This window comes from Lysobacter sp. GQ73 (genome assembly GCF_059758755.1).
In genome coordinates this window covers 408001-426908 of record NZ_JCAXEE010000004.1, presented here as the reverse complement: position 1 = coordinate 426908, position 18908 = coordinate 408001, and the positions used below count along the sequence as shown (strand labels likewise).

Below are 18908 nucleotides of genomic sequence, written 5' to 3'. Positions count from 1 at the left end.
CGGCGGCGCGGCGACCAAGCTTGAGCCCTCGCCCGCCTCCCAGCGTTGCAATGGCTGCGCTCGCCACCCGCGGGAGAGGCGCTAAAGCTGCCGGGCCGACGCTTCTCCTGCCGGTAAGGGAAGACCGCACGGATTCACCCCCGGACCGCGGACGTTTACCCTGTGCGCTTGCGGCACCCGCCGCGCGGAGCAGGCATGACCCAGTCCCACCCTACCGATCGCGACCTCGCCCGCCTGAACTGGGCCCGCGCCGCGACCGGCGACGACCGCCTCGAACTCGTACGCGCCTCGTTCGACGCCGGTTTCCGCAGCTACTGGCGCGGCGCGACCGGTGTCGGCGCCGACCGGAACCAAACCCAGGACACCGTCATCGTGATGGACTCGCCGCCCGAGCTCGAGGACGCGCGCCCCTGGCTGCGCATGCGCGAGGTCCTGCTCGCCGGCGGCGTGCGGGTGCCGGAGGTGCGGGCCCAGGATCTCGAACACGGTTTCCTGCTGCTCGAAGACCTCGGCCGCGATACCTATCTGCAGGTGATCGACGAGCGCAACGCCGACGCGTTGTTCGACGACGCTTTCACTCAGTTGCTCAAGATCCAGGCGCTGCCCTGCCCCGACGACCTGCCCCCTTACGACGAGGCCTTCCTCGCGCGCGAGCTGCGCCTGTTCGACGAATGGTTCCTCGGCCGCCACCTCGGCATCGAGCTGAGCTGCGGCGACCTGGAGCAACTCGACCTGGCCTATCGGCGCATCCTCGACAACGTGCTCGCCCAACCCCAGAGTTTCGTGCACCGCGATTTCATGCCGCGCAACCTGATGCCGGTGCCCGGCGGCGTGGCGGTGATCGATTTCCAGGGCGCGCTGCGCGGGCCCATCGCCTACGACCCGATCAGCCTGTTCCGCGATGCCTTCCTGAGCTGGCCGGAAGCGCGCGTCGAGGCCTGGCTGGCGCGTTATCACGCGCGGGCCACCGCCGCCGGCATTCCGTTGCCGGAGCTCGCGCGTTTCCGCCGCGACGCCGACTTCGCCGGCCTGCAGCGCCACATCAAGATCCTCGGCCTGTTCGCGCGCCTGCACCATCGCGACGGCAAGCCGAAGTACCTGGCGGACGCGCCGCGCTTCCTCGGCTACCTCGACGTAGTCCTGTCGCGTTATCCGGAACTCGCGCCGCTGGCCGACATCGTCGAACGCTACGTCCGCCCGGCCCTGACCGCCGCCGCTGCGGCCAACGCTGTCGAGGCGGCCGAGGCGGCCGGCTCGGCATGAAAGCGCTGATCTTCGCCGCCGGCCTCGGCGAGCGCATGCGCCCGCTGACCCTGCACACACCCAAGCCCTTGCTCAGCGCGGGCGGCAAGCGCCTGATCGAATGGCATCTGGAAAAATTCGCCGCGCTCGGCATCGACGAAGTCGTGATCAACACCAGTTGGCTCGCGCTGCAGTTCCCCGAGACCCTCGGCGACGGCGCGCGCTGGGGCCTGCGCCTGCGCTATTCCTACGAAGGGCCGACTCCGCTGGAAACCGGCGGCGGCATGCTGCAGGCGCTGTCGTTGCTGCAGGAAGGCGCCGACCCGCAGGCGCCGTTCCTGGTCGCCAACGGCGACATCTGGACCGACTACGACTTCGCCGCGCTGCCGCGCGACTTCGACGGCGACGCGCACCTGCTGCTGGTCGACAATCCGGCACAGCATCCGCACGGCGATTTCCGTCTTGAGGACGGACGGCTGCATAACCACGGGGAGCCGCGCCTGACCTATTCCGGCATCGGCCTGTATCGTGCGTCCCTGTTCGCCGACTGGCGCGCCCGGCTTGGCGAAGCCGCCGGCGCGCAGTTGCAGCCGCCGCGCTTCAGCACCGTGCCGCTGCTGCGCGCCGCCGCCGACGCCGGCCGATTGAGCGGATCGCACCATCGCGGCCGCTGGACCGACGTCGGCACGCCCGAACGCCTGCAGCGACTCGACGCCGCGCTGACTGCGGCGGCGCACGACTGAACGCACTACCCGACTTATCGCGCGGCCTGGACCACCGCAGCCACTTCTCCCTGCGAACTGGAACCCCATGACCGCCGTCAACCTCACCAAGACCAGCAAATTCCTCAGCCTGGTGCTGCGCCACGAACCCGAAGCCATCGGCCTGAGCCTCGACGACAACGGCTGGGCCGACATCGACGAACTGATCGGCCTGGCCAACGCCGCCGGCAAGCCGGTGACGCGCGCGTTGATCGACGAAGTCGTGCGCGACAGCGGCAAACAGCGCTTCGCGATCAGCGACGACGGCGCGCGCATCCGCGCCAACCAGGGTCACTCGATCGAGATCGACCTGGCGCTGACCGCGCTGGCGCCGCCGGCCGTCCTCTATCACGGCACCGCGACCCGCTTCGCCAAGTCGATCCGCAACCTCGGCCTGGTCAAGCAGAGCCGCCAGCACGTGCACCTGTCGTCCGACCCGGACACCGCGACCAAGGTCGGCAGCCGCCACGGCAAGGCCCTGGTGCTGTCGATTCGCGCCGGCGACATGCATGCGCGCGGCCTGAGCTTCTTCCAGTCCGCCAACGGCGTCTGGCTGACCGACGCGGTCGCGCCGGAATTCATCGACTGGCCCGAGCAGGCTTGAAGCGATGCGGCTGCGCGCGATCCAGGGCGACATCACCACCCTGAGCGTCGACGCGATCGTCAACGCCGCCAATTCCTCCCTGCTCGGCGGCGGCGGCGTCGACGGTGCGATCCATCGCGCGGCCGGCCCCGCGCTGGTGGCCGAATGCCGCTTGCTCGGCGGCTGCGAGACCGGCGAAGCCAAACTCACCCGCGGTTATCGGTTGCCGGCGCGACACATCGTCCACACCGTCGGTCCCGTCTGGCGCGGCGGCGAGCACGGCGAACCCGAGCTGTTGGCCGCGTGCTATCGCAACTGCATGTCGGTGGCGGCGCGGCATGGATTGGCCAGCATCGCCTTCCCCTGCATCAGCACCGGCATCTTCGGCTACCCCGCCGACGCGGCCGCGCGGATCGCGGTGGACACGGTACGCGCGCAGGCTGCAACCCGGATCGACGAAGTCGTTTTTTGTTGTTTCTCCGATGCGGATCGCAGGTTGTACGAGGAGTTGTTGGGATGAGTTGCGTCGCGGTGTGATCGATGGGTCCGCCGCATGGCGCTGCAGGGGCTCGCCTTTGTAGGAGCGACGCGAGTGGCGACTGCGACCTCGCACTATCGCGCCGATTCTGGCCGCAGCCTGGGTCAGGGTAGAAGCGAGGCAAGCCGCGACCGCCATGCCTCATTCCGTGCCGTCTTCGGGCGCGCATCCTGTAGGAGCGGCGTGAGCCGCGACCACGGGACGCGCCGAGGCCACAATGCCAATACCGTCCATCGAAGCGGCGCGCTTTCGCCAGGGTAGGAACGGCGCAAGCCGCGACATCGTTGGGACGGTCTTGCGGCGCATCTCTCGTTCAATAGATCAACATCAAGATCAAACCCAAAGCTTCCGCCACTAAAGCGGCGGGTTACTTTCTTTTGTCTAAAGCAACAAAAGAAAGGTAACCAAAGAAAAATGCTTCTTTTTGAATCACCAGCCCGCACGATCGGCGCATACGCAGGGATTTTTCATACGGGACATCCTTGTCCCGATGAAAAACGGCCCGCATCCCTGCGGGCCGCCCTTTGGGTCTTCTTTAGCCGTCGCGAGCGCTCGGCTGCGCATAGCCAGAGCCAGAGCCAGAGCTAACAACAGGAAATCGGAGCACGTCGATCCATCCCTGTAGGAGCGGCGTGAGCCGCGACCAAGGGACGCGCCGAAACCACAAGGCCAATGCCGTCCATCGAAGCGGCGCGCTATCGCCGGAGTAGGAGCGGCGCAAGCCGCGACCGCGAATCTGCGGCTGGCGGCGCGTGCAATCGGGATTGCGCGGTCGCGGCTTGCACCGCTCCTACCCAAAAGCAGGTGCAGCCCATCTGCGGTTGCGGTTGCGGTTGCCTTGATTTTGATTTGTCGCTTTGCCGGTCAAAAGCAGACCCGGAGGGTGGCCCGCAGGGATGCGGGCCGTGCGCAAGCAGGCCAGGGATGGCCTGCCTGGAGCATCCCTGCGTCGGCACCGATCGTGCGGACTGGTGCCCTTACAAGCAGAAGCACTTTTCTTTAGTGACTTTCTTTTGTTGCTTTGGACGAGAAAGTTACCCGCACCCTTTAGGGAGCGGAAGCTTTGCTCTTGATCCAAAGTTACGCAGCAAGGCGCCACAACGCGGTCGCGACTCACGTCGCTCCTACAGGGGCCCAGCCGGTGGCGCAGCGAGGTCGAAGCGGCGCGGTCGCGACTTGCGTCGCTCCTACCCCAACGGGCCACCGCCGGCATCGGCGCGAGATCGAGGACATCGCGGGCGCGAGAACCAAACCGCAACCGACAGTGGGTTCCGGGATTGAATCGGCGAGGGCCGGGTCGAATCGGACCGAGTCGAAATCCAACCGACCGTCCCAACCCCACACACCACGCCCCTACTCCGCCCCAAGGGTCTGCCGCAAAAACGGCACGGTGATTCGCCGCTGCGCCGCGAGCGAGGCGCGATCGAGTTTGTCGAGCAGGGCGGTCAGACCGCCCAGGTCGCGGTCGACGCGCTTGAGCAGCCAGTCCAATGCGGCTTCTTCCAGGGCCAGACCGCGGCGCTGGGCGCGCTGGCGCAGGACTTCGCCGCGGCCTGCGTCGTCGAGCGGGGTCAGCACGATGCGGGTGCACTGCGACAGGCGCGAACGCAGGTCGGGCAGGCTCAAAGGGAGTTCGTCGGGGTTGTCGCGCGCGGCATAGATCAGCGATGCGCCGGCGGCGCGCGCGCGGTTGTGGGTGTCGAACAGGGCGATCTCGTCGTCGCGGTCGCCGGCGATCGCTTCGATGCCGTCGAGCGCCAGCAGGTCGTTGCCTTCGAGGGCGTACAGCGCATCGCGCAGGCGGCCGGCGGCGGCCTGCAAGGGCAGGTAGGCGGCGCGGCGGCCGGCCGATTCGGCGGCGGCGCAGGCGGCCAGCAACAGATGGGTCTTGCCCACTCCGGCCGGTCCGGCCAGATACACCCAGTCGGCGCCGGTCGGGTCGAGGTAACCCGCGGTCTCCTGGGTCTGGGTGGCCAGGGCGCGCAGTTGCGCGATCGCGCCCTCGGGCGCGTCGACATAGGTATCCAAACGCTGGTCCGGCGGATAGCGCAGGGCCAGCGGCAACTGCGGCACGCTCACTGCGGTTCGCGCTCCGCGCGGTCGCCCTGCTCCGCGCTCTTGTTCGACGCGCTCTTGTCGGACCCGCTCTTGTCCTGCCCGCTCTTGTCCGGCCCGCTCTGGTTCGGCCCGCTCTGGTTCGGCCCGCTCTGGTTCGGCCCGTTCTGGTTCGGCCCGTTCTTATTCGGCGCAGGTGCGGCCTTCGGCACGACCGGCGTGGACGCCGGGTCGAGCAGGATGGTCGGGTGATCGCCGGCGTACAGGCGGCTGTGGGTGTAGCGGTCTTGCGCGTAGCGCAACAGCACGTTGGCGACGGCGGCGACCGGCAGGGCCAGCAGCATGCCGAGGAAACCGAACAGGGTGCCGCCGGCGAGCACGGCGAAGATCACCGCGACCGGATGCAGGCCGATGCGGTCGCCGACCAGCTTCGGCGTCAGCCAATAGCTTTCGATGACCTGGCCGACGCCGAACACGGCGAGCACGCCGGCCACGTATTTCCAGTCGCCGTACTGCACCAGCGCGGCGATCACGCCGAGGATGATGCCGCTGGCCGGGCCGAGATAAGGCACGAAGGTCAGCAGGCCGGCGATGATGCCGATCAGGATGCCCAGGTCCAGCCCCACCGCCCACAGGCCGAGGCCGTACATCACGCCGAGCGCCAGCATCACCAGGAACTGGCCGCGCAGGAAAGCGCCGAGTACGTCGCTGGACTCCTTGGCCAGGCGGCTCGCGGTGGCGAGGTGGGCGCGCGGGATCAGCGAGGCGACGCGGTCGACCAGCACGTCCCAGTCGCGCAGGAAGAAGAAGGTCAGCACCGGCAGCAGGGCGATGTTGGCGATCAGGCCCATGATCGCGAAGCCCGAACGCGACAGATAGCCCAGCAGGGTGGTGGCGACGCCGCCGGCGCGCTCCCAGTTGCCGCGGACCAGCTCGATCAGATGATTGAGGTCGAGCCAATTGCTGATCTCGAAACCGGTGCGCTGCTCCAGCCACGGCAGCGCGGTGCCGGTGAACCATTCGCGATAGCGCGGCAGCGATACGATCAGGGTCGAGATCTGGCGTTCGATCAACGGCACCAGGATCACCAGCACCAGGATCACGAGCAGGGCCATCAGCCCGAACACCAGCGACACGGCGACGTTGCGCGAGCGCCCGGTGCGTTCGAGCCGGTCGACCAGCGGGTCGCCGAGCCAGCCGAGCATCGCGGCGATCACGAACGGCGTCAGCACCGGCGCGAGCACCCACAGCAACCAGCATGCGCCCAGGCCGAGCGCGGTCCACTGCAGGCGCCGCAGGAACAGCGCGATGTCTTCCAACGGGGCGCGTTCCATGCGTCAGTGCAGCCGGTACACGGGCGGCTGGCCTTCCAGGCCTTCCAGCGCTTCGAGGGTGTCGCCGCTGTCGGCCATGCGCTTCAGGCCGGGCAGGCCGGAAATCAGGTCGAGGTCGAATTCGACGCTGTCGGGCGTGGCGCGGATCGGAGTCATCTTGCGGATCACCGCCAGTCCCTGCAGATAGCCGGACAGGCGGATGTAGTCGTCTGCGCTGCGCAGGTTGGTGAACACGACCCGGTAAACGCCCGCCGGACCGGCCGCGCTGCGCTTGGCGTAGCGTTTCATCAGCGCGTCGGCCGCGCCGTCGGCGCCGCCGGCCATGACCCTGCGCGCGTCGGGATCGGTGTTGGACCAGCTGCCCAGCACCTTGCCGCCGTCGACGAAGGTCCAGTCGCCCTTCCAACCGCCGGTCTTGACCCGGTAAACCTTGCCGATCAGCTGCATCGGCGGGCTGTAGCGCGAGGAGGCGCGGGCCACCGCGGCGGCGTCGCCGCGCCAGATGGCGCCGACGCTGGCCTGTTCGGCGGCGCTGCCGTTCGGCAGGCCGAGGCGGTAGCCGCGGTCGATCGCGCGGTTCAGCGCCGAACGCGCGGCGTTGACCTGGGGCAGGCCGACCAGGCGCGGGCCGCTGCCGTCGTCGATCGCCATCCACAGCACCGGCTTGGGCCGCGGCTGCGGCCAGATCGGCAGGCCGAGGGTCGAGGCCAGGGTCTCGACCTTGGCCTGGTCGAAATTGACCACCAGGGTGGTCTGGAAGGTCGGCGCGCCGGTCGAGCGCGACACGCCTTCGTCCTGGCGGTAGTCGTAGCCGGTCACGTACTCCTTGGCCCGGCGCAGTTCCTGGCCGACCCCCGGCCGGCTGGCCGCGGCGCGGTCGCCGGACATTTTGCCCAGCACCTGGGCCAGGGCACGCGCCATCGCTCCGTTGCGCTCGGCTTCGCCCTGGCCGTTGACCTGGACCTCGGCCGAATACGGACCCGCCGCCTCGGCGCGGTCGCCCTCGACGCGCTGCGCCGCGGCGGCAAAGCTCGCCAGCATCAGCGCTGCGACCACAAAACTCCGGATTGCCCGAACCATCGCCATCCTTAACTGTATGTAGAAAAACGGGCGTCCCGTCGCCGTTCCAGCGCGAACCGGGACCACCGGCCCGGCATCGTTGCGGCTGGACCCACCACCGTGGGCGAAGGCCGTGCCCTCGCCTCCTGCTTCGGTCCGGCGGTCGCGGGTGCGGTCCGCCGACGGTGCTCAAGGTCCGAAATGTTGCCGTAGTGGGGCCGGCACGTCCATTCGCGCGCCTGAACGGACCGGTTCAGGCAACGCCCGCCGCAGCCTCGGCGCGCGCCCTGCATCGTCTTGGCCGAGGTTCTGCGCAACCCCGGCCCGGCCCGGCTGCGGGTCGAACCGGTTCGGACGCCCCATGGCTGCTAAAATCCCACGTTTCCTTCCGCGACCGCCGGGGCCGCCGTGACCGCATCTCCTTCCGACACCTCCCCCAAGCCGCTGACCTACCGGGACGCGGGCGTCGACATCGACGCCGGCAACCAGGTCGTCGAACGCATCAAGCCCTTGGTCAAGCGCAGCTTCCGTCCCGAGGTCATGGGCGGCCTGGGCGGCTTCGGCGCTTTGTTCGACCTGTCCGGCAAGTACCGCGAGCCGGTCCTGGTCTCGGGCACCGACGGCGTCGGCACCAAGCTCAAGCTGGCCCAGCAGCTCAACCGCCACGACACCATCGGCATCGACCTGGTCGGCATGTGCGTCAACGACGTGCTGGTGCAGGGCGCCGAGCCGCTGTTCTTCCTCGATTACTTCGCCACCGGCAAGCTCGACGTCGACACCACCGTGGCCGTGGTCGGCGGCATCGCCAAGGGCTGCGAGCTCGCCGGCTGCGCACTGATCGGCGGCGAGACCGCGGAAATGCCCGACATGTACCCGCCGGGCGAGTACGACCTGGCCGGCTTCACCGTCGGCGCGGTCGAGAAGTCGCAGTTGCTCGACGGCGCGCGCGTGCGCCGCGGCGACGTGCTGATCGGCATCGCCTCGAGCGGCCCGCACTCCAACGGCTATTCGCTGATCCGCCGGATCTTCGATCGCGCCGGCCGTCCGGGCGATGTCGCCGTCGGCGGCGTGCGCCTGATCGATGCGCTGATGGAGCCGACCGCGCTGTACGTCAAGCCGGTGCTGGAACTGCTGCGCGCCAACGGCGGCGAACACCAGATCCACGCCATGGCCCACATCACCGGCGGCGGCCTGACCGAGAACATCATCCGGGTAATCCCCGACGGCCTCGGCCTGGACATCCGCACCGCCACCTGGACCCTGCCGCCGGTGTTCGACTGGCTGCAGCGCGAAGGCGCGGTGCCGCGCGAGGAAATGTGGCGCACCTTCAACTGCGGCATCGGCTTCGTGCTGGTGGTGCCGGAAGAAGCGGTCGCCGCGACCGAACGCGACCTGAAGCGCCTGGGTCTGTCGCACTGGCGCATCGGCGAAGTCGTCGCCCACTCCGACGGCGAGCGCGTACACATCGGCTGAGCCGCGCGCACGATCGCGATGCATGCAACGGCGGGCCTCGGCCCGCCGTTGTTTTGTCCGCTGCTCGCCCGCTGTCCTGGCCGCCGCCGTGCCGGTTCCCCTGCCGATTCCCTTACCTGCCGCGCTCGGGTAGCGTGTGACGGACCGCTCACTCCATAGACCCCGCACCCGATGACCGCAACGCCGGCAGGACGCACGAGCGTCGCCAAGAAATTCGCCCTGACCGTGGTGTTGACGGTATTCGCGCTGACCTGGATCGACCCGACCAGCCCGTTCGAACAAGGCATGCACAGCGTGCTGACCGTGCTCGGCCTGCTGTGGCTGTGGCGCCACGACCGCCGCTGGCCGCTGCGCGACGGGCACTACCTCGCGATCTGCGCCTTCATGGTCGCGCACTGCCTCGCCGCACGCTGGCTGTATTCCTACGTGCCTTACGACCAGTGGATTCAGGCGCTGACCGGCGGCTGGTCGCTGGATCGCGCGTTCGGCTTCGAGCGCAACCATTTCGACCGCCTGATCCACTTCCTCTACGGCGTGTGCTTCGCCCCGGCCGTGCGCGAATACCTGCGCCAGCGCTGGCCGGCGCTGTCGCCGCGCCAGGCCTTCGTGCTCGCGGTGGCCGCGATCATGTGCACCAGCCTGGTCTACGAGTGGATCGAATGGGCGATCGCGCTGAGCATGTCGCCGGGGGCCGCCGAGTCCTACAACGGCCAGCAGGGCGATGTCTGGGACGCCCACACCGACATGTTTCTTGCGACACTGGGTTCGCTGGCGGCCTGGCCGCGCGCGCGGCGCTGACGATCACGATCCGAGCTAGCCCCGGGGAAGTCATGTCCGAATTCGATCCCGCCGCCGACCGCCATGCCACCGCGACGGATGCGGCCGATGCGGCCGATGCCTCGCAACTGCATACGCTCAGCGTCCTCTACTACGTGTTTGGCGGGCTCAACGCCTTGATGCTGTCGCTGACCCTGCTGTTGGTCGGCGCCGTGGTGGTGCTCGCTGCGCGGGAGCCCGACTCGGCATCCGCGACGGCGGCCGCGTCCGGCGATTCGACGATGGCGACGAGCATCGCCCTGCTGATCTATCTGGCCGTCTTCCTCCTCAGTGCGGTCTGCGCCGTGCTGCAGTTCATGGCCGCGCGGCGTCTGCGCGAACGCCGCAGCTTCCGCTTCTGCCAAGTCGCCGCCGGCCTGAGCTGTCTGTCGGTGCCGCTCGGCACCTTGCTCGGTGCGTTCACCTTCGTCGTCCTGGCGCGTCCGTCGGTGCGAGCGCGGTTCGCCGCGCGCGACTGATTCGCCCCGTCTCCGCAAGCCCGGAATGCGGCCGTAACCTCTCACTCAGGAGATCCATCCATGAACCACGTCCCCGCCGCCGCAGCCGCCGAAAACCCGCAGGACGCGTCGCAGCTCAAGACCCTGAGCATCCTGCACTACGTATTCGCCGCCCTGTACCTGCTGCCGCTGCTGATGGCCTTTCTGTACGTCTTCATGGGGGTCGCGATACTCAACGGCGGCATCCACAGCCAACCCGGCGACGAGGTCGGCGGCTGGGTGCTGATCGGCGTCGCGGTGGCGCTGTTCCTGGTCGCCGTCATCGGCGGCAGCCTGACCTTCCTCGCCGGGCGCCGCCTCAGCCAGCGCCGCAGCCGCACGCTGTGCATGGTCGTCGCCTGTATTTCCTGCCTGTCGGTGCCGCTGGGCACCGCCCTGGGCGTGTTCAGCCTGATCGTATTGAGCCGGCCTTCGGTGAAGGCCTTGTTCGGCGAACGCTAGAGCGAAGCCTCGAATGGGAGCGGCCATGCTGCGATACAGCGACGGACTCGAGGTCAGGCTCGGCGACCGGGTGCTGTCCTACGAGCTCAATCGCGGCCGGATCGTGGCCCTGATCGACCGCGGCGAGTATTCGGCGAAGTTCCCGCAGGCCGAATGGGACTACCTCGAACGCGGCGTGCTGGTCGAAACCGACTTCGGCGGTCTGGTGCACTACCCGAACGGTTTCAAGCACGACGAGTTGTCCCTGATCGAGCGGGGGGCGGAGCCCGAATAGACCCGGTGCACCGTCGCTGCCGGCTGAATATCGCTCGATCGGCCGCGCTGGGCGAACGCAGGCCTCACAATGCAGCGTATCGGTCCGTCCCCTGACGGCTCGCAATTTATCGGCAGGAGTGAATCGATGGGCGCTTGGGGCATTACCACGTTCGACAACGACGATGCGGCGGACTGGCTGGCCGAATTGTCCGATCACCAAAGCCTGGCGCTGGTGCGCGAGACCATCGCCGCCGCGCTCGAGGCGGACGACTACCTGGAAGCGCCGGAAGCTTCGGCCGCGTTGGCCGCCTGCGAACTGATCGCCGCCGCGATCGGCCGCCCTTCGGCCGCGGCGCGCAAGCAGGAGAAGCTGACCCACTGGATCGCGCATCGCAGGCCGTCCCCGGATGCCGCGCTGATCGCCGATGCGCTGCGCAGCATCGATCGCGTGCTCGGCCCGGAATCGGAACTGCGCGAGCTGTGGGAAGAAACCGAGGACTACGCCGCATGGCAGGCCGACGTCGCTCAGCTGCGGTCGCGGCTGTCGCATTGAGGCATCGCCGTCGGCCGTGGCTCTCGGCGGCTTCCGCCTCCGAACTCCGCGCCGATCCAAACGCGGGCTATGGCGGCCTGACCCGCCATAGCCCGCTGCGTCCAGTCCGCTGGCTCCCCCGTCGGACCGACCGCACCCGCCTGGGCCGCGCGTTGCGCGCGGCGCCTCGGCCGCGCCGGACCGTCCTTGGCCGACGCGGGGCGGGCGGCATGTCCCTATGCCTCATCGCCGGCCCGGCGATCGCTGCCTGCGCTCCCACCCGTGAGACTCGCTGGAGTCGCGGAACGTGCACGCGCGATCGCGGCGGGCCGCGAAGCTCATCGCCTGGCGATGCTCACCACAGATCGTTGACGATCTTCGAGCAGGCGCCGGCGGCAGGACCGGCGGCGGCCTGCGCCCCCGGGATCGCGCCGACCGCCACCGCGCAGCCGGCGTCCGCGCCGACCACGCTGACGATCTGCAGCACCACCTGCCACCACTTGCGTTTGGCCTGGACCCGGCCCGCTTCCGGCTGCGCCTCATAGTGCGCGGCCCAGTATTCGAGCGAGTGGCGCGCGGTGCTGATCCCGCCGAGCACGGCCTGCCCCCCCTGGCTCTTCGGGTCCAGCTTGGCGATGGCTTCGCTTTCGATCTCGGCCAGAGCCTTGTCCATCTCGGCGGCCGACTGGGCCTGGCTCGACAACGCCGCATCGATGCGGGTCAGCAAGGCGTACTCGACCGTGCTGAAGTATTGGCGGTAGGGCGCGACGCGTTCGCCGAAGCTCGGCTCGCGCTGGGTCGGCAGGAACGGGGTGTAGCGGGCCACGAATTCTTCGGCGCTGCCCTCGGGGCGATAGCCGCACAGCACGATCAGGTCTTCCAGCTCCGAGCCTTTGCCGGCTCCGCCGGCCGCCTGCGCCATCAGGCAGCCGAGGTAGGCGTTGTGTTCGACCCCCACGTGGTCCATCGGATTGCCCGCCAGGGCCGGCGAGCACGCGCCCGCCACCACGGCGGCCGCGAACCACTGGGTCAGACCGATTCGACGCTTGATTCCCATCGCGATGTTTCTCCTTTGATTGAACGGAACGAGTGCTGACGGATGCCGGCCTTGCCGGCATTTCCGTCGGTCTCGGCCAAGCCCTGGCCGATGAATCGGCCGCGTCGGCATGCGAACGGGCGTGAGCGCTGCCCGATGCGCATGCCGACGCGCCCTGTCGACACGATCGCGGTGCGTCCGTCCGATGGACGAGCCCGGCGTTGACCGGGCCGACGCCGCGTCGGCGACATGTCCATTTACCGTCGGCGCGAATCGATTTGCTAGGAACGTTCAGGGACCGAACCGGGACACGGCGGGAAGGTTTCGCGATCGGGGGCGGCGATGAACGAGCGGATTGCCAAAGAGGTCACAGCACGATCGTGCCGTACGACAAATTCGCGCCGATTCGTTCCCGCTTTGGTCCCCGAATTGCTTGGACGCGGCTTCGGCGCCCTTCGTAGGCTGGGCTTCCATCGAGCTTCGCCTACAGGGGGCGGACATGCGTACGACACTCAAGGGATTCATTCTCGCGGCGGCGTTGTTCAACACCGCCGCCCTCGCCCACGACACCGACGGCGCCTGCGCACAGGAAGGCGCGCGCATGACCGTGGTCGGCTCGTTCAACTTCAGCTCGCAGGACCTGCTCGAGTTCCAGCAGCGCGAACTGAGCGGCGGCATCCGGCTGCCCCCGGGCGGCATGTGCACGCCGAGCAGCTGCGGCATCGTCGACGACCACTGGGCGGTCGCGACCCGCCGCGCCTTCCAGTACTGCGAACAGATCGCCCCGGGCAGCATCGCCCAGGTCAGCTCGCCGGCGACCTACACCGACGCCCTGCTGCACCACTCCGCCTACAGCTTCGGCCCGAACACCCCGAACCTGCAGGGCCTGTGCGTGCGTTGCCAGGTGCCCAGCGGTACGCCGATCAGGCTGACGAAGGCGACTCAGGGGGTGCGGCCGTAAGCGCGAGCGCGGGCCGTAGGAAGCGAGGCCGACTACCCGTAACGGCGAAACACCTCGCCGTAGGCGGCGAAACCGCCCCAGCGTCGCCCCGCGAAAGCGGGGATCCGCAGACTTCGCAGCCATGCCGCGGTAGAGCCCTGGATCCCCGCCTTCGCGGGATGACGAATCGGGGCAATCGCGCAGATCTGAACTCGCTGCGAGCTGAAGTCTCTACGGCCCGGCCAGGGCGTACTGCGCCCGGCGTTCATGGATGCGCAGCGCACCCGTTCACCCGTGCCGCCGCGCGCTGGTGGTTCGATCCGAGGGGGTCGGATCGACGAGCAAGGAGCCGCTCACACCAGCGCGTGGCGTCGCGTATAGGTCAGCACCGTATCGACGTGCTTTTGCAGTTCGCTGCGCACCGGTTCTTCCAGCGGGCACTCGGCCAGCACGTAGTAGGCCGAGCGCAATACGTCGCGCCAGCGCGGCTGGCGCGGCAGCTTGGCGAGGCTCAGGTAACGCTCCATCGCCCGCGCCCGCAAGCGGCCGTCGTCGACGGTGACCCGCCAGATCCGGCTTTTCTCGGCCAGTTCCAGCCGGCCCTGGCCGGTGCTGCGTTCCCAAGCCTCGACCACCGCCAGCATCAGTTCGACCAGGGCGCGACGGAACGACGAGCGCATCGCCTCGTCGGCGGCGGCGCCCAGGGCCGGGCCGGCTTCGACGTCGGCCAGCGCATCGGTCGCGTCCGCGTCGATGCGCAGCGGTTCCAGGCCAACGCGCTCGGCCTGCCCGGCAGCGAGTGGGTCCAGGCCGAGCACGATCAGACCTTCGCCCTGCCCGGTCTCGCTGAGCTGCGCACGCAAGGCGCCGCCGTCGAGGCGGAAATCCAGGCGCTGCGACGCCGAGGACTCGTCGAGCCGCTCCAGGGCCTCGGCGAAACGCGCCCGGTCGGCCTCGCCCAGCAGTTCGCCGAAGCCGCGGCCGGGCAGGCTGTCGCCGGCCTGCCCGAGCAATTGTCCGGCGCTGCGATTGGCCGCGAGCACCTGGCCGCCGCCATCGAGGATCAGCACCGCGTCGTCGCGGCTGTCGAGTGCGGCCTGCAAGCGCTTGCGGTCCACGCCGAGCTCGGCCGCGGCGCGGCGGTAATACTCCACTTCCTCGGCCAGGCGCGCCTGCCGCGCGGCTTCGGCGAGGCGGGCGCGCTGTTGCCGGCGCAGGAAGAACACCAGCAGCCCGAGCACGGCGGCGACCGCCGACACTGCAGTCAGCCACAAGGCCAGCGTGCGTTGCCGGAGACTGAGTGCGCGCACTTCGTTCTCGGCGGCGAGTGCGGCGATGGTGCGGTCGCGTTCGGCGGTCTCGAAGCGGATCTGCATCCATTTCATCTCGCGGTCGTAGCGCGCCTCGCGCAAAGTGCGCGCGGCGATTTCGGACTCGCGCAAGGTCGCCAGCGCGCGCGGCCATTCGCCCAGGGCTTCGTAAGCGTCGGCGAGCTCGGCCAACAGTGCCGGCCGGTCGCTGTCCTGCGCCGGCAGGCTCGACAAGGCATCGCTCAGGCGCACTTGCGCCGCTCGTGCCTGTCCGGACAAACGCGCGGCGCGCGCGGCCTGCAATTGCAGCGGCGCCGGCGGCCGCACGCCGTCTTCGGCCGCCAGGGCGAGACCGCGTTCGGTCCAGTCGCGCGCCTTGGCCAGATCGCCGCGCAGGATCGCGGCGCGGCCGAGTTCGGCATGCACGCGCAACTGATAGGTACGTTCGCCGGCTTTGACGAACGCGGCCAGGGCCTGCTCCAGCAGGGCTTCGGCGCGCTGCGTGTCGCCCGAATCCAAGGCCAGAACGGCCATGCTCTGCAGTACGTGCGCGGCTTCGACCGAGTTGCCGACGCGATGGAACTCGGCCAATGCCTGGTCGTAGTGACGCGCAGCGTTGTCGGTCGCGCCGAGGTCGCGATAGATATCTGCGATGTTGTTGAGCACCGGCCCCAAGGCCGGCTCGCGCGCGCCGCGCTGAATTCTCAGACTCGAAAGGAATGCCTCCAAGGCGCCGCGATAATCGCCCAGACGCCGCAGCGAGGCGCCGATGTTATTCCAGCTCCTGGACTGCGCCGGCGGGTCTTCGTGCCGCTTGGCGATCTGCAGCGCCCGGTGAAACTTGCCCAGGGCTTCGACGGTGCAGTCCTGGCGATAATCGAGCACGCCGCGACGCCGTACGAGTTCGTAATCGACCCGCCAACCGGCGTCGGCACCGGCGACGGCCTGCGCACAATCGAGCGCACCGGCCGCGCCGGCGAAATCGCCGCCGCGCGAGCGCTGGTCTCCGGCCTGGTAGAGCGCGGCGAGCGCATGCGCGCGATCGCCGCCGGGCTTCAGGCCATGGCGCCGCAGGCACTCGTCCGCCTTGGGCAGCGTCGCAGCCGGTTGCGACGGTCGGCATGCCGCGCTTGCGCCGGCCTGCGCTGCCGCCGCCGGCACGTTCAACAGCAAGCCGCTCAGTACCGCAAACGCCCAACACCTCGAACTGTCCTTGCCCACGCCCCGCTCCCGGCTGCCGCTCTGGGCAGCTTTGCCCATCCTGTCGCGAAGCGGAAGCGATGGGGTTGCGGAAAGTCTTCATCGATCCGATTCATTTAGCGCACCCGGTCACACTGGCCGTGGACTCGATCGACACCCGCGCAGACGTGGCGCCGCTCGTCTGCGCCGCCCAGACTTCACACTGACAGCCGGAACGGGCCGCGGCCTCGAGACCGGATGGTCGCGGCAGCGCCCTGGCGAGCGGCGATCCCCGGCCACCCTCGGCAACGACACGAACACAAGCCCTCTCCACCTCCCCTTTCACCTCCCCCAACCGCCAGATCGCGCACCCGGCGAATCGCTTAAAATGCCGGCCTGTCTCGACCTGATGGCCCGCAATGTCCCAGCCGCTTCCCCGGATCGCCGTCCTCGCATCGGGCCGCGGCAGCAATCTGCAGGCCGTGCTCGACGCCATCGGCGCCGGCCGGCTGGCCGCCGAGGTGGTCGGGGTGTTCTCCGACAAACCCGGCGCGGCCGCGCTGGAGCGCGTGCCCGAGGCCCTGCGCTGGTCGGCCCCGGCGAAGGCCTACCCGAGCCGGGAGGCCTTCGACGCCGATCTCGCCGACGCCGTCGCCGCCAGCCGGCCCGACTGGATCCTCTGCGCCGGTTACCTGCGCATCCTCGGCGACGCCTTCGTCGAACGCTTCCGCGGCCGCACCATCAACATCCATCCCTCGCTGCTGCCGAAGTTCCGCGGCCTGCACACCCACGCCCGCGCCCTCGCCGAGGGCGAGCGCGAGCACGGCGCCAGCGTGCACTTCGTCATTCCCGAACTCGACGCCGGCGCGGTCATCGCCCAGGCCGTCGTCGCAATCGAACCCGGCGACACGCCCGAGGCCCTGGCCCAGCGCGTGCTCGGCGTCGAGCATCCGCTCTTGCTCGCGGTCATGCGACTGGCCGCCAGCGGCCGCCTGGCTGAACACGGCGCAACCGTCACCCTCGACGGTCATCCGCTATTTACGCCGCTGCGTTTAGATTTCGCCGGCGATCTGACCCACCCGGCCACCGGCCTCGCGGCCTGAACGCCACGCCCCGCGCAGGGGTCCAACGCGTTTCGCACACGCGGTCCACGCACCGCCAATCGAGCCCTCCAGGATCTCCGCGTTGCCCATGAAGTCCTCTCTGCCCTTGCTCATGGCTGTGCTGATCGGCGCGGCCCTCCCCGGCAGCGCTGCCGCGCTGGAACCGTTCGTGGCCAATTACCAGGTCTTCAACAGCGGCAAGGCGCTTGGCGATGCGACCATGCAGGTCAAGCCCGAGGGCAGCCACTGGCGGATCGACCTGAACATCCATGCCGAGCGCGGCATGATGGGCCTGGCCGGCGCCGCCGCGCAGCAAAGCACCTTGTTCGAAACCGTCGGCGACGGTTACCGCCCGCTCAGCCAGACCATGGTCCGCAAGGTCCTGTTTTCCAAGCGCACGATCACCGGCGTTTACGACTGGAACAAGCGCAGCGCGCAGTGGAGCGGCGACGTCAAGGAGCACCGGCGCAAGCCGATCCCGCTGGTCGACGGCGACATGAGCGGCCTGCTTATCAATCTCGCCGTGGTCCGCGACGCCCAGCCGGGCAAGACCCTGAATTACCGCTTCGTGGATTCCGGCCGTGCCCGCCCCCATCAATACCTGGTGGCCCAGGAGCTGGAAGGCGTCAAGGTCGACGACATGAGCTTCAACGCGATGCGCGTCAACCGCGTGCAGAGCGGCAACGAGGAAACCTCGATCTGGGTGGTCGACGGCGTTCCCACCCCGGTGCGCATCCTGCAGCGCGAAAATGGCCAGGACACGTACGATCTGCGTCTGGTCGAATACAAAGGAGTCAACGAATAAATGACGACCCACACGAATAGTCGAATCCCCAGGATTCGTTTTGCCTTGCTCGCTGCCGCGCTGGCCCTCGCCAGCGCCCCGGCGCTCGCGGTCAAGCCGTTCAGCGCCGACTATTCGGCCAGCTACATGGGCATGCAGGGCAACGGCCGCATGACCGTCGCCGCCGCCGGCGCGAACCGCTGGAAGTACAGCCTGGCGGTGACCAGCCCGCTGGCGAACCTGCAGCAGTCGACCGTGTTCGAGGAAAAGGCCGGCCAGTTGCGCCCGCTCAGCGGCAGCGACAGCAGCAAGGTGCTGACCAAGAACAAGAACAAGAACGCGAGCTACGACTGGGCGCGCGGTGTCGCCACCTGGACCGGCGACGTCAAGCCCGACCGCGCCGGGCCGATCAAGCTGCAGGCCGGCGACCTGGACGCGTTGTTGATCAACCTCGCGCTGGTCCGCGACGCCTCCGCCGGCAAGCCGTTGAGCTACCGCATGGTCGAGGACGGCCGGGTCAAGCAGTTGACCTACACCGTCGAAGGCAAGGAGGCGATCACCGTCGGCGGCAAGTCGCAGCAGGCGACCAAGCTCGTCAGCAAGAACGGCGACAAGGAAACCATCGCCTGGGTGGTCCCGGGCATGCCGGTGCCGGCGCGCATCCTGCAGCGCGACAAGGGCGCCGACGCGATCGACCTGCGCGTGCAGTCGGTGCGCTGAGCCTGCCCCGCCACACCACGCCGGCATCGCATCGCTGCGACGCCCAAGAGCCCCGCTTCGGCGGGGCTTTTTGTTGTTGGAAGATGGAGCGAATTGCGTCGAGAGCCTCGGCACCCCTTCCGCAGAGGGATTCGACTTAGCAGCGCGAACAGGAAATTTGCTCCGCTTTATAGCCGCAATTTTCGCCGAACGCAGAGCAGTCCCCGCGCCAGCCGATTTCATCGGCACC

General features: G+C 68.9%; 18 protein-coding genes and 1 pseudogene. 14 read left to right on the top strand and 5 right to left on the bottom strand.

Translation table 11 applies throughout. The features are described from left to right. Nucleotides 1-195: 195 nt before the first annotated feature. The 4 genes from AC6CH2_RS14425 to AC6CH2_RS14410 all read left to right on the top strand — a co-directional run bounded on the left by AC6CH2_RS14425 (nucleotide 196) and on the right by AC6CH2_RS14410 (nucleotide 3106). Nucleotides 196-1263: an aminoglycoside phosphotransferase family protein gene (locus tag AC6CH2_RS14425; protein WP_498269816.1), complete on the top strand. Its 1068-nt coding sequence runs from the start codon at nucleotides 196-198 to the stop codon at nucleotides 1261-1263. Further along, nucleotides 1260-1985, top strand: a complete 726-nt coding sequence (gene murU / locus AC6CH2_RS14420) for an N-acetylmuramate alpha-1-phosphate uridylyltransferase MurU (protein ID WP_498269815.1) — start codon at nucleotides 1260-1262, stop codon at nucleotides 1983-1985. The genes AC6CH2_RS14425 and murU overlap by 4 nt, the downstream gene beginning before the upstream one ends. A gap of 67 nt (nucleotides 1986-2052) precedes the next feature. Continuing rightward, nucleotides 2053-2607: an RNA 2'-phosphotransferase gene (locus AC6CH2_RS14415; protein ID WP_498269814.1), complete on the top strand. Its 555-nt coding sequence runs from the start codon at nucleotides 2053-2055 to the stop codon at nucleotides 2605-2607. A gap of 4 nt (nucleotides 2608-2611) precedes the next feature. Further along, nucleotides 2612-3106 (top strand): O-acetyl-ADP-ribose deacetylase, encoded by a 495-nt coding sequence (locus tag AC6CH2_RS14410; RefSeq protein WP_498269813.1) that lies wholly within the window; start codon nucleotides 2612-2614, stop codon nucleotides 3104-3106. A 1371-nt stretch (nucleotides 3107-4477) separates the two neighbouring features. Here AC6CH2_RS14410 and hda read toward each other — a convergent pair. The 3 genes and pseudogenes from hda to AC6CH2_RS14395 all read right to left on the bottom strand — a co-directional run bounded on the left by hda (nucleotide 4478) and on the right by AC6CH2_RS14395 (nucleotide 7599). Further along, the gene (hda, locus tag AC6CH2_RS14405; protein WP_435394381.1) at nucleotides 4478-5203 is read right to left on the bottom strand and encodes a DnaA regulatory inactivator Hda; all 726 of its coding nucleotides are present in this window, start codon (nucleotides 5201-5203) and stop codon (nucleotides 4478-4480) included. A 191-nt stretch (nucleotides 5204-5394) separates the two neighbouring features. Continuing rightward, nucleotides 5395-6513, bottom strand: a pseudogene (locus AC6CH2_RS14400) (AI-2E family transporter); the annotation flags it as partial. A gap of 3 nt (nucleotides 6514-6516) precedes the next feature. Continuing rightward, nucleotides 6517-7599 (bottom strand): DUF2066 domain-containing protein, encoded by a 1083-nt coding sequence (locus AC6CH2_RS14395; RefSeq protein WP_498269812.1) that lies wholly within the window; start codon nucleotides 7597-7599, stop codon nucleotides 6517-6519. A 381-nt stretch (nucleotides 7600-7980) separates the two neighbouring features. Here AC6CH2_RS14395 and purM point away from each other — a divergent pair, with 381 nt between their 5' ends. The 6 genes from purM (at nucleotide 7981) to AC6CH2_RS14365 (ending at nucleotide 11628) form a co-directional block, all read left to right on the top strand. Beyond that, nucleotides 7981-9045 (top strand): phosphoribosylformylglycinamidine cyclo-ligase, encoded by a 1065-nt coding sequence (gene purM / locus AC6CH2_RS14390; RefSeq protein ID WP_498269811.1) that lies wholly within the window; start codon nucleotides 7981-7983, stop codon nucleotides 9043-9045. A gap of 171 nt (nucleotides 9046-9216) precedes the next feature. Then, complete coding sequence (locus AC6CH2_RS14385; protein ID WP_498269810.1) at nucleotides 9217-9843, top strand: DUF2238 domain-containing protein; 627 nt, start codon at nucleotides 9217-9219, stop codon at nucleotides 9841-9843. A gap of 32 nt (nucleotides 9844-9875) precedes the next feature. Beyond that, entirely contained in the window at nucleotides 9876-10340 is a 465-nt protein-coding gene (locus AC6CH2_RS14380) for a hypothetical protein (RefSeq protein ID WP_498269809.1), read from the top strand. 60 nt (nucleotides 10341-10400) lie between these two features. Continuing rightward, nucleotides 10401-10820 carry a hypothetical protein gene (locus AC6CH2_RS14375; RefSeq protein ID WP_498269808.1) on the top strand — a complete coding sequence of 140 codons (420 nt, stop codon included), beginning with the start codon at nucleotides 10401-10403 and terminating at the stop codon, nucleotides 10818-10820. A gap of 25 nt (nucleotides 10821-10845) precedes the next feature. Further along, nucleotides 10846-11094, top strand: a complete 249-nt coding sequence (locus AC6CH2_RS14370) for a hypothetical protein (protein WP_498269807.1) — start codon at nucleotides 10846-10848, stop codon at nucleotides 11092-11094. Between the two features lie 126 nt (nucleotides 11095-11220). Further along, complete coding sequence (locus tag AC6CH2_RS14365; protein WP_498269806.1) at nucleotides 11221-11628, top strand: DUF4259 domain-containing protein; 408 nt, start codon at nucleotides 11221-11223, stop codon at nucleotides 11626-11628. A 334-nt stretch (nucleotides 11629-11962) separates the two neighbouring features. Here AC6CH2_RS14365 and AC6CH2_RS14360 read toward each other — a convergent pair whose 3' ends face one another. Then, nucleotides 11963-12664: a hypothetical protein gene (locus tag AC6CH2_RS14360; RefSeq protein WP_498269805.1), complete on the bottom strand. Its 702-nt coding sequence runs from the start codon at nucleotides 12662-12664 to the stop codon at nucleotides 11963-11965. 478 nt (nucleotides 12665-13142) lie between these two features. Here AC6CH2_RS14360 and AC6CH2_RS14355 point away from each other — a divergent pair, with 478 nt between their 5' ends. Further along, complete coding sequence (locus tag AC6CH2_RS14355; protein WP_498269804.1) at nucleotides 13143-13604, top strand: hypothetical protein; 462 nt, start codon at nucleotides 13143-13145, stop codon at nucleotides 13602-13604. A 332-nt stretch (nucleotides 13605-13936) separates the two neighbouring features. Here the strand turns inward: AC6CH2_RS14355 and AC6CH2_RS14350 are convergent, their stop codons facing one another. Further along, complete coding sequence (locus tag AC6CH2_RS14350; protein ID WP_498269803.1) at nucleotides 13937-16114, bottom strand: tetratricopeptide repeat protein; 2178 nt, start codon at nucleotides 16112-16114, stop codon at nucleotides 13937-13939. 377 nt (nucleotides 16115-16491) lie between these two features. Between AC6CH2_RS14350 and purN the strand changes: the two genes are divergently transcribed. From purN to AC6CH2_RS14335, 3 genes are all read left to right on the top strand, one after another. Beyond that, nucleotides 16492-17175 (top strand): phosphoribosylglycinamide formyltransferase, encoded by a 684-nt coding sequence (gene purN / locus AC6CH2_RS14345; protein WP_498269802.1) that lies wholly within the window; start codon nucleotides 16492-16494, stop codon nucleotides 17173-17175. Nucleotides 17176-17263: 88 nt separating this feature from the next. Continuing rightward, the gene (locus AC6CH2_RS14340; protein ID WP_498269801.1) at nucleotides 17264-17980 is read left to right on the top strand and encodes a DUF3108 domain-containing protein; all 717 of its coding nucleotides are present in this window, start codon (nucleotides 17264-17266) and stop codon (nucleotides 17978-17980) included. Beyond that, the gene (locus tag AC6CH2_RS14335; RefSeq protein WP_498269800.1) at nucleotides 17981-18679 is read left to right on the top strand and encodes a DUF3108 domain-containing protein; all 699 of its coding nucleotides are present in this window, start codon (nucleotides 17981-17983) and stop codon (nucleotides 18677-18679) included. It begins immediately after the preceding gene. Nucleotides 18680-18908: the final 229 nt, after the last annotated feature.

What these genes read in the sequence shown, in the direction of transcription:
- AC6CH2_RS14425 (WP_498269816.1), top strand. Translation starts at nt 196, where the DNA reads ATGACCCAGTCCCACCCTACCGATCGCGACCTCGCCCGCCTGAACTGG.
- murU (WP_498269815.1), top strand. Translation starts at nt 1,260, where the DNA reads ATGAAAGCGCTGATCTTCGCCGCCGGCCTCGGCGAGCGCATGCGCCCG.
- AC6CH2_RS14415 (WP_498269814.1), top strand. Translation starts at nt 2,053, where the DNA reads ATGACCGCCGTCAACCTCACCAAGACCAGCAAATTCCTCAGCCTGGTG.
- AC6CH2_RS14410 (WP_498269813.1), top strand. Translation starts at nt 2,612, where the DNA reads ATGCGGCTGCGCGCGATCCAGGGCGACATCACCACCCTGAGCGTCGAC.
- AC6CH2_RS14395 (WP_498269812.1), bottom strand. Translation starts at nt 7,599, where the DNA reads ATGGCGATGGTTCGGGCAATCCGGAGTTTTGTGGTCGCAGCGCTGATG.
- AC6CH2_RS14385 (WP_498269810.1), top strand. Translation starts at nt 9,217, where the DNA reads ATGACCGCAACGCCGGCAGGACGCACGAGCGTCGCCAAGAAATTCGCC.
- AC6CH2_RS14380 (WP_498269809.1), top strand. Translation starts at nt 9,876, where the DNA reads ATGTCCGAATTCGATCCCGCCGCCGACCGCCATGCCACCGCGACGGAT.
- AC6CH2_RS14375 (WP_498269808.1), top strand. Translation starts at nt 10,401, where the DNA reads ATGAACCACGTCCCCGCCGCCGCAGCCGCCGAAAACCCGCAGGACGCG.
- AC6CH2_RS14370 (WP_498269807.1), top strand. Translation starts at nt 10,846, where the DNA reads ATGCTGCGATACAGCGACGGACTCGAGGTCAGGCTCGGCGACCGGGTG.
- AC6CH2_RS14365 (WP_498269806.1), top strand. Translation starts at nt 11,221, where the DNA reads ATGGGCGCTTGGGGCATTACCACGTTCGACAACGACGATGCGGCGGAC.
- AC6CH2_RS14360 (WP_498269805.1), bottom strand. Translation starts at nt 12,664, where the DNA reads ATGGGAATCAAGCGTCGAATCGGTCTGACCCAGTGGTTCGCGGCCGCC.
- AC6CH2_RS14355 (WP_498269804.1), top strand. Translation starts at nt 13,143, where the DNA reads ATGCGTACGACACTCAAGGGATTCATTCTCGCGGCGGCGTTGTTCAAC.
- purN (WP_498269802.1), top strand. Translation starts at nt 16,492, where the DNA reads ATGTCCCAGCCGCTTCCCCGGATCGCCGTCCTCGCATCGGGCCGCGGC.
- AC6CH2_RS14340 (WP_498269801.1), top strand. Translation starts at nt 17,264, where the DNA reads ATGAAGTCCTCTCTGCCCTTGCTCATGGCTGTGCTGATCGGCGCGGCC.
- AC6CH2_RS14335 (WP_498269800.1), top strand. Translation starts at nt 17,981, where the DNA reads ATGACGACCCACACGAATAGTCGAATCCCCAGGATTCGTTTTGCCTTG.